Genomic DNA, 13,051 nt, shown 5'->3' on the forward strand with positions numbered 1-13,051 from the left:
TTGGCGAGCTGTTCGCTCAACCGAGGCGCGCATTCTACAGCAGCCTCATTTGCTGTCAAGTGATTATTTTCAGAAGCTTTCAGAATTTCTTCTTCAACTTCAACCACTTGCGCTTCCGATCTCTCGTTAGCGGGAGGCGAATTCTACAGCGTTACACGCTGCTGTCAACACCTCTTTTACAGCTTCTTCCGTGCTTCGATGATTTGAAGCTGCGCCGCCTGAAACAAGATAACTCGTTGAATCTCAAGGAGTTTTCCGCTCGAACTGCGCCGGAAGTGGGGCGCATTATAGGCCCCTGGGAATGAGCGTCAACCGTTATTTTCAGATTTCGGTCATAAAGGCCAAAACACCCAACCCGCACCACCCACCATCCCTGTAGGAGCCGGGCTTGCCCGCGAATAGGGTTGTCCTGGCGACGCAAGGCTTGAGGGCGTATTCGCGGGCAAGCCCGGCTCCTACAGATTGGAGGGTATGCGCCCTAGAGGGAGGCGGCGTTTTTTGGGGTGAGGCGCGGCATCCGCCGTGCAACCATCGGGATACGCAAAAGCAGGAGCAAGGCACCTATGACGGCATACACCGTCCACTCCTTCAAATCCGCCCTGACGATCCACAACATGTGCAACAATCCCAGCCCGAGGATCACATAGGCCAGGCGGTGCAACTTCTTCCACGCCTTGCCCAGCCGACGCTGGCTATAGCGGTTCGACGTAACGGCAAGCACCAGCAGCCCCAGAAAACCCAGGGCCCCGACAATGATGTAGGGCCGCTTGCTCAACTCCACACCCAATTGCGACCAGTCCAGCCCCAGCACAAAAACCAGGTAGGCCGCCAGGTGCAACACCCCATAAGCAAAACACCACAACCCCAACTGCCGCCGCACCGCTATCCAACCCGTCCAGCCACTCAACTTCTGCAATGGCGTCATCCCCAGGGTCACCAGCAGCAGAATCAACGCCCCCAATCCCAACCGGTCCACCAGCACCTTGCCCGGGTCCGGCCCCAGGGCAAAGATCCAGGCCTGATACAACCAGAGCAACGGCCAGACCATTGCCGCGACAAACACACTCAAACGCCAGAACGGATATCGCATCAGTAGTTCTTCCGCAGATCCATGCCGGCATACAAGGAGGCGACCTCCTCCGAGTAACCATTGAACATCTGCGTCTCCCGCACATTCGGGCTGAACAGTCCGCTGGGCAGGCGCCGCTCCCGGGCCTGAGTCCAGCGCGGATGGTCAACTGTCGGATTGACGTTGGCATAGAAGCCGTACTCATTCGCCGCGATACTCTGCCAGGTGGTCTTCGGCTGTTCCTCCACCAGACTGATGCGCACGATGGACTTGACGCTCTTGAAGCCATATTTCCATGGCACCACCAGACGCAACGGCGCACCGTTCTGATTCGGCAGTTCCCGTCCATACATGCCCACCGCGAGGATCGCCAGCGGATTCATCGCCTCATCCAGGCGCAGCCCCTCCACATAGGGCCAGTCGATCAGGGCAAACCCGGAGCGCTGCCCCGGCATGCTCTTCGGATCCTGCAGAGTCTCAAAACGGATGTATCTGGCCTTCGAAGTCGGCTCGACCTGCCTGAGCAAGGCCGAGATCGGGAAACCGATCCACGGGATGACCATCGACCAGGCCTCGACACAGCGCAGCCGATAGATCCGCTCCTCCAACTGATAGGGCTTCATGAAGTCTTCGAGGGCATAGCGGCCAGGCTTGCCAACCTCGCCATCGATCACCACCGACCACGGCTCGGTCTTCAGCGAACCGGCATTCTGCGCGGGGTCGCCCTTGTCGGTGCCGAACTCGTAGAAGTTGTTGTAGTGCGTCGCGTCCTTGTACGGCGTGATAGCTTCGTCCTTGACCGTTACCGCACCCCAGCGGGTATCCGGCAGCTTGCCGGCAAACCAGGACGGCGCATGGCCTGCCTCGACATCGGCATAGGGCGCCATCTGTTCGGCGCCGGCCCAACCCGGCATGCCAGCGAGCGCCAAGGCAGCCACGGAGCCACCCAACAGGCTGCGACGGGAAAGATAGAGTGCTTCAGGCGTGACCTCCGACTCCCTGGAGTCGGAGGTTCTGGAAAGCTTGATCAGCATGGCGACTCCGCAGTATTGGATGACAGATGCATCAATAGACTACGGAGTCTGGAGGAAATTACATCACTTGCCGTTGTTGTTCCGACGTAAATGCAGCAGGTACTGGATAGGCCCCGACGCCGCATAGGCGAGGAAAATCAGCAACAGGATGCGTGGCGGGTCGCTGAAGACCACGGCAAACACCAGCACCACGGCCAGGATCGCCACGAACGGTACGCGGCCCTTGAGATCCAGCTCCTTGAAACTGTTGTACTTGATGTTGCTGACCATCAGCATTCCAGCCGCCGCCACCAGCAACGCCACCAGGAACGACATCTTCGACCCCTGGATACCGTAGTCGCTGAACGCCCAGACCGTGCCGGCCACCACACCGGCTGCCGCCGGGCTGGCCAGGCCGATGAAGTAACGCTTGTCGGCCGTGCCGACCTGGGTGTTGAAGCGCGCCAGACGCAACGCCGCGCCCGCCACATAAATGAAGGCCACCATCCAGCCGACCTTGCCCATGTCCCCCAGCGCCCAGCCGAAGGCCAGCAGGGCCGGGGCGACGCCAAAGGCGACCATGTCGGACAGCGAGTCATATTCGGCACCGAAGGCGCTCTGGGTATTGGTCATCCGGGCCACACGCCCGTCCAGGCCATCGAGCACCATGGCAACGAAGATCGCGATGGCGGAAAACGCGAAATACTTGCTCGCTCCGGCCGGATCGCCGGCACTGGCGGCGCTTTGCGCACTCATCGCACTGATGATGGCGTAGAAACCGGCGAACAGGTTCGCGGTGGTAAAGAGGTTAGGCAGCAGATAGATACCACGATGCCGGACCTTACGGCCTTCGGCGTCATGCCCTTCTTCGACATGTTCATCGATCGGCAGCAGGCTTTCGGCGTCAGGAGCCTGGTTCGGCTCTTCGGGACGTTCGCTCATGGACAGTACCTTGCAACGGTGAAAAGTGATTCGACAGGGGTTCGCAACCGGCGTTCGGCGGCAAAACGATGCAGCTTTATACCAGAAGCCGCCCCCTAAACGAAAAAACGCGGCCTAGGCCGCGTTTTTCCAGACAGACTCGAACTTAGTTCTTGGTCTTGTCGACGATCTTGTTGGCGCTGATCCAAGGCATCATCGAACGCAGTTGCTCGCCGATGATCTCGATGCCGTGAGCGGCGTTGTTACGACGCTTGGCGGTCATCGATGGGTAGCCGGTGGCACCTTCGGAAATGAACATCTTCGCGTATTCGCCGTCCTGGATGCGCTTCAGAGCGTTGCGCATGGCCTGACGGGATTCGGCGTTGATGACTTCCGGACCGGTCACGTACTCGCCGTACTCGGCGTTGTTGGAGATCGAGTAGTTCATGTTGGCGATACCGCCTTCGTACATGAGGTCAACGATCAGCTTCAGTTCGTGCAGGCACTCGAAGTAAGCCATTTCCGGCGCGTAGCCCGCTTCAACCAGGGTTTCGAAACCGGCCTTGACCAGCTCGACGGTACCGCCGCACAGAACGGCCTGCTCACCGAACAGGTCGGTTTCGGTCTCGTCCTTGAAGGTGGTTTCGATGATGCCGGTACGGCCGCCACCGACGCCAGCAGCGTAGGACAGCGCGACGTTCTTGGCGTTGCCCGAGGCGTCCTGGTAGATAGCGATCAGGTCAGGGATACCGCCGCCCTTGACGAACTCGGAACGTACGGTGTGGCCTGGAGCCTTCGGCGCGATCATGATCACGTCCAGGTCGGCACGTGGAACGACCTGGTTGTAGTGGATCGAGAAGCCGTGGGAGAAGGCCAGGGTAGCGCCCTTCTTGATGTTCGGCTCGATCTCGTTCTTGTACAGCTGGCCCTGGAACTCGTCCGGGGTCAGGATCATGACCAGATCGGCCGCGGCAACGGCGGTGGCAACGTCAGCCACTTTCAGGCCATGGGCCTCGGCCTTGGCAACGGTGGCCGAGCCTTTACGCAGGCCGACGGTCACGTCGACGCCGGAGTCTTTCAGGTTGCAGGCTTGCGCGTGGCCCTGGGAACCGTAACCGATGATGGCGACTTTCTTGCCCTGGATGATCGACAGGTCGCAGTCTTTATCGTAGAAAACTTTCATGAAATACCCCTATATATCCAGGCCATCAGGCCATTCGCTAAATTGATTGAAATCAGATGCTCAGTACTTTGTCGCCACGGGCAATCCCGGTGACGCCACTGCGTACGGTTTCCAGAATCGAGGCCGTCCCGATCGCCTGGATGAAGCTGTCCAGCTTGTCGCTCGTACCGGTCAGTTGCACGGTATAGACGCTGGCGCTGACATCGACGATCTGCCCACGATAGATATCGGTGGTGCGCTTGATCTCGGCGCGCTGGGCGCCGGTGGCCTTGACCTTGACCAGCATCAGCTCGCGCTCGATATGAGCACTTTCCGACAGATCGACCAGTTTGACCACTTCGACCAGCTTGTTCAGGTTCTTGGTGATCTGCTCGATGATCTCGTCATGCCCGACGGTGGTCAGCGTCAGACGCGACAGGGTCGGGTCTTCGGTCGGTGCCACGGTCAGGCTTTCGATGTTGTAGTTGCGCTGCGAGAACAGGCCGACTACACGGGACAGAGCACCCGGTTCGTTTTCCAGAAGCAGGGAAATGATGTGCCGCATGTTAGGTACGCTCCGTCTTGCTCAGCCACATATCGCGCATGGAGCCGTCTTTGATCTGCATCGGGTAGACGTGCTCGCTGGTATCGACCTGGATGTCGAGGAACACCAGGCGATCCTTCATGGCGAACGCTTCTTCCATCTTCGGCTTCAGGTCTTTCAGATCCGTGATACGGATACCGACGTGACCGTAGGCCTCGACCAGCTTGACGAAGTCAGGCAGCGATTCCATGTACGAGTGCGAGTGGCGGCTGCCGTAGCTCATGTCCTGCCACTGGCGGACCATGCCGAGCACACCGTTGTTCAGGTTGACGATCTTCACCGGCAGGCCGTACTGCATGCAGGTGGACAGTTCCTGGATGTTCATCTGGATACTGCCCTCGCCGGTGACACAGGCGACGTCAGAATCCGGGAAGTTCAACTTGATGCCCATGGCCGCCGGGAAGCCGAAGCCCATGGTGCCCAGGCCACCGGAGTTGATCCAGCGGTTGGGCTTGTTGAACTTGTAGTACTGCGCCGCGAACATCTGGTGCTGGCCCACGTCGGAGGTGACGAAGGCATCGCCCTTGGTCACTTCGCACAGGGTCTCGATCACGGTCTGAGGCTTGATGATGCTGCCGTCGCCCTTGTCGTAAGGGAACAGGCCGCGATCGCCGCGCCACTCGTCGATCTGCTTCCACCAGCTGGCAACCGACTCCTTGTTCGGGGTCTCGCCGATTTCCTTGAGGGCTGCAACCATTTCGGTCAGCACGCTCTCCACAGGACCCACGATAGGCACGTCTGCCTTGATGGTCTTGGAGATCGATGCCGGGTCGATATCGACGTGGATGATCTTGGCGTTCGGGCAGAACTTCGGCGCGCCGTTGATGACACGGTCATCGAAACGCGCACCGACGGCCAGGATCACGTCGGCGTGGTGCATGGTCAGGTTGGCGGTGTAGCTGCCGTGCATGCCGAGCATGCCGACGAACTGACGGTCGGTGCCAGGGTAGCCACCCAGGCCCATCAGCGTGTTGGTCACCGGCAGATTGAGCATCTTTGCCAGTTCGGTCAGCGGTGCGGAACCGCCGCCGAGGATCACGCCACCGCCGGAGTAGAGCACCGGACGCTTGGCGGCCAGGAGCATTTCGGCAGCCTTGCGGATCTGGCCGGAATGACCACGGACCGCCGGGCTGTAGGAACGCAGCTTGGCTTTCTTCGGAAAAACGTATTCGAACTTCTCGGCCGGGTTGGTCATGTCTTTCGGGACATCGACAACGACAGGACCAGGACGGCCGGATTGCGCCAGGTAGAACGCCTTCTTCATGACCTCCGGGATTTCCGAGGCGTGCTTGACCATGAAACTGTGCTTCACGATCGGCCGGGAGATACCGATCATGTCGGTTTCCTGGAACGCGTCGGTACCGACCAGGGTGCTCGGCACCTGACCGGAGATGATCACCATCGGAATGGAGTCCATGTAGGCCGTGGCGATACCGGTGATGGCGTTGGTCGCGCCAGGACCGGAAGTCACCAGTACCACGCCGGCCTTGCCGGTGGCACGGGCGTAGCCGTCAGCCATATGGGTAGCGGCCTGCTCGTGACGAACCAGGATGTGGGTTACTTCCGGTTCCTTGAACAGGGCATCGTAGACATGAAGAAGAGCACCACCCGGGTACCCGTAGATATATTTGACGCCTTCGTCACGCAAGAAGCGGACGAGCATCTCACCGCCAGATAAAAGCTCCACGTTGTTCACCTCTAAAACGCCAGAATACCGTCCACAGACACTGGAGACGGGTCTTAATAGGTTTACTTCTCGACAGAGCATGAGCGACGGTGGTCGCCGACTACGTCAGCACTGACTGAGCAAGTATTGGGAGTGCCCCAAGTGTTGCGGGGGTTTCCCACCCAGCGCGAGGTAACGCGTTGCGGGTGTAACAGGTCGGCGCGGATGTGCGCCTCATGATCTGCCGAGTGGGTCTGCTTCTGGCAGTCCCTCTACAGCGGACTTTGGATTGTTCTGATTCGCCTCGCTCAAGTCAAGTCATCTATGCGCTTTCTTCGAACCAAGTGCATGAGAATGCAGCAGAAAACCCTGACACAAGGTATATGCTAGCTTGCTGATTGAACTGCCTGACAAGGAAACCCGATGCGTACGAGCATTCTCACGGCCAGCCTGCTGTTTGCCCTGAGCCCGCTGTGCCTGGCCGCTCCGATCTACAAATGGGTGGACGCCCAGGGCGTGACCCATTTCGACGCAACTCCTCCTCCCGGGCAGTCCGCGACCGTGGTGACCCCGGCGATCAGCCCCAACCCGACCTCGCCGACCAGAGGCGACGTCCCGGCCAGCAGGCCGGTGGGCGACCAGAATGCCGTGGATGCCAAGGTCAGGAAGCAGGTGGCCGAGCAGGAAGCGGCGCGCAAGGTGTTCTGCGAAAAGGCCAGGACCAACCTGGCGCAACTACTGAACGACCCGCGGGTTCGGGAGGAAGTGAACGGGGAATTGCATCGGCTGACCGATGAGGAACGGCAGACACGCCTGATCGAGACGCGCAAGGTGATCGAGGATCACTGCTCCTGAAGGTTCGTGGCGCCCTCTTCGCGGACAGATCCTGCTCCCGCAGTGTCAGCGCCGTTCGCAGGATTCATGCATGGCGCGAGCACCTGTGGTAGCCGGACTCATCCGTGAAGGTGCTCGCTGGTCGAACTAGCTGGACTCGCCGATCAATCGATCGAACTGCGCCAGCAATGCCTGCAACTCCACGCCCTCTCCCGGACGCTGGCCGTAGACCATCTCGGCCATGGCCAGGATGCCCGAAGCGCTGGGCAGCGGCAGATCCTCTTCGAGGATGATCTTCATCCTCGGCAGGAAGATCCATTGCAGCCACTGCTCGAACTCCAGCGTATCGACACTGAACGGCTCGACACTGGACAACGCCTCCTCGCTCGGCGCCTCCTCGTCCCACCACCCCTGGGCACGCAGCTCACGCTCGATCAGCAGCAACTGGTCGGCGATCAACGGAAAGCGGCTATCCATCAGAGATTGACCCTGGCCTTCTGGCGAGCCTGGGCGGCACCGGCGGCGTCACCCTGCTTTTCCCGGGCCTGGGCGATCAGTTCCCAGAGGCTGGCCTGCAGGTCCGGACGACCGTTGGCAAACCCCAGGCCACGCCGTGCCAGTTGCTCGGCCTGCGGCGCATCGCCCTGGGCCATGCGCACCTGGGCCAGGCGATACAGCACTTGCGGCTCACGCGGCGCCACACGCTGGGCGCGCTCCAGGCTCGACGACGCACCGTTCAGGTCGCCGCCGGACTGCTGCTGTTGGGCCGTGGTCAGCAGTGCCAGCACCGGACCATCCAGTTGTTCGTCCGCCGACAGGCCACCGCTGTTGCCGGATGGAATGCCGGTCGGTTGCGACAGGCCGTAGCCGCCCTGGTTGATCGACGACGTCTGGATCGGCGTGCTGTCCACCGGGCCCGGCGTGATCGGACCGGTGGTGGAAGGACCGGGCGTCCACGGCTCACTGCTGATCGGCGCGGACGTCGTCGCCCCACCCCGGGAACCATCACCACCACGCCGGAGTCCTGCGGAACGGCCTGGGCCTGGGCCTGGTTCGGCGCGGCACGGCGGATGGTGGTCTGGCGGAAGCCGCCGTTGGCCGAAATCCGGTCATTGTTGGAGACGGCTGTCCCGGAGTCGACGACCGGGATCGAACCATGGGGCACGCTCGAGCAACCGCCAAGCAAAGCCAGAGCTGTAAAAGCTGGAAACCACCATTTGTTCACTGCAAACCCTCTTCGCTTAATTCAACCAGCCCTTGACCCAATCCATCACTTCGCTGGCCGGCGCGGGCGCCGAGCCACCGCAAGCCGCACCGGGTGCCGGCTCGCTGCCGCGAATATACGGCATCTGTACCGCACCGGGGCAATTGGCATCGGAGCCCTGCCCGGTATGTGGATCGATCCAGGCCTGAACAATGTTATCCGGTTGCGGCATGTCCAGCGGCAGCGGATCGGATTTCTTCATGAAACTGGTCCACACCTGCAGCGCGCCGGTGGCACCGGTGAACGGCGTCTTGCCGTTGTCGTCGCGCCCCAGCCAGACCACGGCCAGCAGGTCCTGGCTGAACCCGGCGAACCAGCTGTCCCGGGAGTCGTTACTGGTACCGGACTTGCCCGCCAGGGTCAGGGTCCGGGCAGGACGTTATAGGCACTGGCCCCGGTCCCCTCGCGCATCACCCGCTGCATCGCCGCCTGGATCAGGTAGATCGAGCCCGGGTCGAAACGCTGCTGGACCTGGAACGGATAACGCTTGAGCGGTTCGCCCTCAGCCGTCAGGACGCTGCGGATACCGCGCATCGGCGTATTGAAACCGCCGTTGGCGAGGGTCTGGTACATGGTCGCCACTTCCATCGGCGTCATGCCGCCGGCCCCCAGCAGAATCGACGGATAGGCCGGGAATTCGCGGGTAATGCCGAGTCGGGCAACCGTCTTGAGCACGTTCGGCACCCCGACTTCCAGGCCGAGGCGCGCCGTCGACAGGTTGTAGGAGTGCGCCAGCCCCTGGTACAGGAAAATCGTGCCATGGGAGCGGCGATCGAAGTTCTGCGGTTTCCAGACCTGCCCGTCCGCGCCTTTCACCGAGAACGCCTCGTCCGACAGCCAACTGGTCAGGGTGTACTGGCTCGGTTTCTCCAGCGCCGTCAGGTAGACCGCCGGCTTGATCAGCGAGCCGATGTTGCGCACGGCATCCAGGGCACGGTTGAAACCGGCGAAACCGGGCTGGCGGCTGCCGATCATGGCCTGGACCTCACCGGTTTCCGGGTTGGTCACCACCATGGCCGCTTCCACATCCTCGGCGCCCTTGCGGGCCCCCAGGCGCTTGAAGGTGTCATTGACCGACGCCTCGGCCTTCATCTGCAGGATCGGGTCGAAGCTGGTGAAGATCCGCAGCCCTTCCTCGGTCAAGTCTTCGTCACGGTAGTCTTCGCGCAACTGGCGCTTGACCAGGTCAAGGAAGCCGGGGAACGAGCTGTCGGCCAGGCTGCCGCGCTTGGTCACACCCAGCGGCATCTTCTTCGCCGCCTCGGCCTGCTCGGTGGTCACCACGCCCTGCTGGGCCAGCAGGTCGAGCACCAGGTTACGCCGCTCCAGTGCCCGGTCCGGATAACGCCGCGGGTTGTAATAGGAAGGGCCCTTGACCATCCCCACCAGCAATGCCACCTGGTGCAGTTTCAGCTCGGCCAGCGGCTGGCTGAAGAAGAACTGGCTGGCCAGGCCGAAACCGTGCACCGCGCGCTGGCCGTCCTGGCCGATGAAGACCTCGTTGAGGTAGGCCTCGAGAATTTCCTGCTTGCTGTAGTGCATCTCCAGCAGCAGGGACATCATGGCCTCGGTGAGCTTGCGGCTCAGGCTGCGTTCGTTGGTCAGGAAGAAGTTCTTCACCAACTGCTGGGTCAGGGTACTGCCGCCCTGGCGCATCTGCCCGGAGGAAGTGTTGACCCAGACCGCCCGGGCGATCGACTTCGGCGAAACCCCGAAGTGGTGATAGAAATCGCGGTCTTCCACGGTGACCAGGGTATCGAGCAGGTAGGGCGGCACCTGGTCGAGCTTGATCAGAATCCGGTCTTCGAGGTTTTTCGGGTACAGGCCGCCGATCAGCAGCGGCTCCAGGCGCACCACCGAGAGTTTCGCGCCGTTGAGCCCGGCCAGCTCCGCCACATAGTCGCCGGAGAAGCGCACCCGTACCGGCTGGGCAGCCTCCATTCCTTCGTAGAACTGGAAGCCACGGGTGTTGAGGTCGACCGTGTTGCCATTGACGGACGCCGCGCCGGGGCCATTGACCACCGACTCACGGCGGTAGCCCAGGGCATCGAGCTCGGTCAGGAAGTCTTCCTTGCTCAGCTTCTGGCCGACGAACAGCTCCAGCGGCCGGGCATAGACCTTGGCCGGAATGGTCCAGCGCTTGCCGGAGAACTTCTCCTGCACCACGGCATCGAGGTAGACGGCAAAGCCGGCCAGCACCACGAGACCGACCAGGCTGAGCTTGAGCGCCCAGCCGAGCCAGGGACGAAGGCCACCGGACGGAGGTTTGGGTTTGGAACGAGGGGATCGGGTACGAGTCATGGGCGCGGATTATACGCACTTTATTCATGATCAACATGTACACCCGGCGGTTTGCACTCCCCACCTTAGCGGCCATAATGACGCCCTTGAATTTCTGACCTCTGAAGGATCGCTCGTGAGCCAGTCCCTGATCGCCGCCCTGCAAAACCCGGCCCTCTACCCGCATCCGGTAGAAGGGTTCCAGCTCATCGAAACCCATATCTCCTGGGTGCTGCTCACCGGCTCCTACGCCTACAAGATCAAGAAGCCGATGAACTTCGGCTTCCTCGACTTCACCGAACTGTCCGCCCGCGGCCACTTCTGCAATGAAGAACTGCGCCTGAACCAGCGCCTAACCGACGATCTGTACCTGGAAGTCCTGCCGATCACCGGCAGCGCCGAGGCGCCACAACTGGGCGGCGACGGCCCGGCTATCGAATACGTGCTGAAAATGCGTCAGTTCCCCCAGAGCCAGTTGCTCAGCACCCTGCAGGCCAACGGTGAGCTGACCACCCGGCATATCGACGAGATGGCCCAGCAGATCGCGCAGTTCCACCTGAACGCCCCGCACGTTCCCCAGGAGCACTACCAGGGCACGCCGGAAGCGGTCATGGACCCTGTCCGCCAGAACTTCGAGCAGATTCGCCCCTTCCTCCAGGACAAGGCCGACCTGCAGCAGCTCGATGCGCTGCAAGCCTGGGCCGAATCCAGCTTCGAGCGCCTCAAGCCGCTGTTCACCCAGCGCAAGGCCGAAGGCTTCATCCGCGAGTGCCACGGCGATATCCACCTGGGCAACGCCACCGTGATCGACGGCAAGGTGGTGATCTTCGACTGCATCGAGTTCAACGAGCCGTTCCGCTTCACCGACGTCTATGCCGACACCGCGTTCCTGGCCATGGACCTGGAAGACCGCGGCCTCAAGAGTCTGGCCCGACGCTTCATCAGCCAGTACCTGGAACTGACCGGCGATTACCAGGGCCTGGAAGTGCTGAACTTCTACAAGGCCTATCGGGCCCTGGTGCGGGCCAAGGTCGCGCTGTTCAGCCTGTCGCCCGAAGCCACCGCCGTGCAGCGCGCGACCACCCTGCGCCAGTACCGCAACTACGCCAACCTGGCGGAAAGCTACAGCACCATTCCATCGCGCTTCCTGGCGATCACCCACGGCGTCTCGGCAGTCGGCAAGAGCCACGTCGCCATGCGCCTGGTCGAGGCGTTGGGCGCGGTACGCCTGCGCTCGGACGTCGAACGCAAGCGCCTGTTCGGCCTCCAGCAGGGCAGCCAGGACGTCGGCGCCGGCATTTACAGCCAGGACGCCAGCGCGCAGACCTACCAGCGCCTGCACGAGATCGCCGACATCATCCTGCGTGCCGGCTTCCCGGTGGTGATCGACGCCACCTACCTCAAGCGCAACCAGCGCGACGCCGCCGCCAAGGTGGCCGAGGCCACCGGGGCGCCGTGCCTGATCATCGATTGCGACGCCCCCCAGGCCGTCATCGAAAGCTGGCTGGCACAACGCCAGGCCGACGCCATCGACCCATCCGATGCGACCCTGGAAGTCATCGCCGCGCAACAGGCTTCCCGCGAAGCACTGGGTGCCGATGAAATTCTCCACACCAAGCGTGTCCAGACCAATGAAAGTGGCAGTCTCGACACACTGATCGCGCAAATTCGCCTGCGTTTGCCTAATCTGTAGAAACTATATTCAGCCGTGAAGCCGCATTCGCTTCACGGCTGAAACATAGTGGCATTATACTGGCGTCATAAATCCAACGGGAGACGCCCCATGAGCCAGCCCAAGCTTCTCGACTCTGCCTTGTATGCCCTGCTGCACAAAGATGATATTGCCGGCTTCAACAAGGCCCGTCCCAAGGACGGCCCGATCGACATGCGCGGTGGTGATTTCCGCGGTCTCGACCTGCGCGAACTGAATGCCGACGGGATCGACTTCACCAACGCCTACTTCCGTTCTGCCGACCTGCGCGGGGTGGACTTCCAGAACTCCCGGCTCGAAGGTGCCAGCGTGGCCCACGCACAGATCTCCGGCGCCTACTTCCCTCCCCAACTGAAGGCTGCGGAAATCCTGATGTCGGTCCAGTTCGGCACGCGGATGCGCTACGAACCGGAATAATCCGTCCGGCAACATCACACTCGTCGAGTCCGGCGCCAGTCGATGCCCCGGACAGCGGCAGGTATCGCTTATCCCTTCCCGGCCCCCGCCTGACCAGGGCGGTTTCGCAC

General features: G+C 61.7%; 10 protein-coding genes and 2 pseudogenes. 3 read left to right on the top strand and 9 right to left on the bottom strand.

The window, feature by feature from the left end; translation table 11 throughout:
- Positions 1 to 478: 478 nt before the first annotated feature.
- The 6 genes from msrQ to ACZ5KU_RS27240 form a co-directional block, all read right to left on the bottom strand.
- Complete coding sequence (msrQ, locus tag ACZ5KU_RS27215; protein WP_464736505.1) at positions 479 to 1,090, bottom strand: protein-methionine-sulfoxide reductase heme-binding subunit MsrQ; 612 nt, start codon at positions 1,088 to 1,090, stop codon at positions 479 to 481.
- Complete coding sequence (msrP, locus tag ACZ5KU_RS27220) at positions 1,090 to 2,103, bottom strand: protein-methionine-sulfoxide reductase catalytic subunit MsrP (protein WP_054058222.1); 1,014 nt, start codon at positions 2,101 to 2,103, stop codon at positions 1,090 to 1,092. Before msrP ends, msrQ begins: the two co-directional genes overlap by 1 nt.
- Positions 2,104 to 2,166: 63 nt before the next feature.
- Complete coding sequence (pssA, locus tag ACZ5KU_RS27225; protein ID WP_054058223.1) at positions 2,167 to 3,024, bottom strand: CDP-diacylglycerol--serine O-phosphatidyltransferase; 858 nt, start codon at positions 3,022 to 3,024, stop codon at positions 2,167 to 2,169.
- A 145-nt stretch (positions 3,025 to 3,169) separates the two neighbouring features.
- Positions 3,170 to 4,186 (bottom strand): ketol-acid reductoisomerase, encoded by a 1,017-nt coding sequence (gene ilvC, locus ACZ5KU_RS27230; RefSeq protein WP_017903922.1) that lies wholly within the window; start codon positions 4,184 to 4,186, stop codon positions 3,170 to 3,172.
- A 52-nt stretch (positions 4,187 to 4,238) separates the two neighbouring features.
- Entirely contained in the window at positions 4,239 to 4,730 is a 492-nt protein-coding gene (ilvN, locus tag ACZ5KU_RS27235; protein ID WP_010444113.1) for an acetolactate synthase small subunit, read from the bottom strand.
- A gap of 1 nt (position 4,731) precedes the next feature.
- On the bottom strand, positions 4,732 to 6,456 hold the full coding sequence (locus ACZ5KU_RS27240; protein WP_464736506.1) for an acetolactate synthase 3 large subunit: 1,725 nt from the start codon (positions 6,454 to 6,456) through the stop codon (positions 4,732 to 4,734).
- Positions 6,457 to 6,858: 402 nt separating this feature from the next.
- Between ACZ5KU_RS27240 and ACZ5KU_RS27245 the strand changes: the two genes are divergently transcribed.
- On the top strand, positions 6,859 to 7,290 hold the full coding sequence (locus ACZ5KU_RS27245) for a DUF4124 domain-containing protein (RefSeq protein WP_416770592.1): 432 nt from the start codon (positions 6,859 to 6,861) through the stop codon (positions 7,288 to 7,290).
- A 126-nt stretch (positions 7,291 to 7,416) separates the two neighbouring features.
- Here ACZ5KU_RS27245 and ACZ5KU_RS27250 read toward each other — a convergent pair whose 3' ends face one another.
- The 3 genes and pseudogenes from ACZ5KU_RS27250 to mrcB form a co-directional block, all read right to left on the bottom strand.
- Positions 7,417 to 7,746 carry a YqcC family protein gene (locus tag ACZ5KU_RS27250; protein WP_054058226.1) on the bottom strand — a complete coding sequence of 110 codons (330 nt, stop codon included), beginning with the start codon at positions 7,744 to 7,746 and terminating at the stop codon, positions 7,417 to 7,419.
- A pseudogene (locus ACZ5KU_RS27255) lies at positions 7,746 to 8,494 on the bottom strand (tetratricopeptide repeat protein). Before ACZ5KU_RS27255 ends, ACZ5KU_RS27250 begins: the two are co-directional and overlap by 1 nt.
- A 16-nt stretch (positions 8,495 to 8,510) precedes the next feature.
- Positions 8,511 to 10,834: pseudogene (mrcB, locus tag ACZ5KU_RS27260) on the bottom strand (penicillin-binding protein 1B).
- 115 nt (positions 10,835 to 10,949) lie between these two features.
- Between mrcB and ACZ5KU_RS27265 the strand changes: the two are divergent.
- Together ACZ5KU_RS27265 and ACZ5KU_RS27270 are read left to right on the top strand one after the other, a co-directional pair.
- Positions 10,950 to 12,506: a bifunctional aminoglycoside phosphotransferase/ATP-binding protein gene (locus ACZ5KU_RS27265; RefSeq protein ID WP_464736507.1), complete on the top strand. Its 1,557-nt coding sequence runs from the start codon at positions 10,950 to 10,952 to the stop codon at positions 12,504 to 12,506.
- A 90-nt stretch (positions 12,507 to 12,596) separates the two neighbouring features.
- Complete coding sequence (locus ACZ5KU_RS27270) at positions 12,597 to 12,941, top strand: pentapeptide repeat-containing protein (protein ID WP_017904163.1); 345 nt, start codon at positions 12,597 to 12,599, stop codon at positions 12,939 to 12,941.
- Positions 12,942 to 13,051 lie beyond the last annotated feature (110 nt).

This window comes from Pseudomonas sp. Tof1 (assembly GCF_055390395.1).

Excerpts from the sequence above, each read along its gene's own strand:
- ACZ5KU_RS27270 (WP_017904163.1), top strand. The coding sequence starts at position 12,597 with ATGAGCCAGCCCAAGCTTCTCGACTCTGCCTTGTATGCCCTGCTGCAC.
- msrQ (WP_464736505.1), bottom strand. The coding sequence starts at position 1,090 with ATGCGATATCCGTTCTGGCGTTTGAGTGTGTTTGTCGCGGCAATGGTC.
- ACZ5KU_RS27245 (WP_416770592.1), top strand. The coding sequence starts at position 6,859 with ATGCGTACGAGCATTCTCACGGCCAGCCTGCTGTTTGCCCTGAGCCCG.
- msrP (WP_054058222.1), bottom strand. The coding sequence starts at position 2,103 with ATGCTGATCAAGCTTTCCAGAACCTCCGACTCCAGGGAGTCGGAGGTC.
- pssA (WP_054058223.1), bottom strand. The coding sequence starts at position 3,024 with ATGAGCGAACGTCCCGAAGAGCCGAACCAGGCTCCTGACGCCGAAAGC.
- ilvN (WP_010444113.1), bottom strand. The coding sequence starts at position 4,730 with ATGCGGCACATCATTTCCCTGCTTCTGGAAAACGAACCGGGTGCTCTG.
- ACZ5KU_RS27250 (WP_054058226.1), bottom strand. The coding sequence starts at position 7,746 with ATGGATAGCCGCTTTCCGTTGATCGCCGACCAGTTGCTGCTGATCGAG.
- ilvC (WP_017903922.1), bottom strand. The coding sequence starts at position 4,186 with ATGAAAGTTTTCTACGATAAAGACTGCGACCTGTCGATCATCCAGGGC.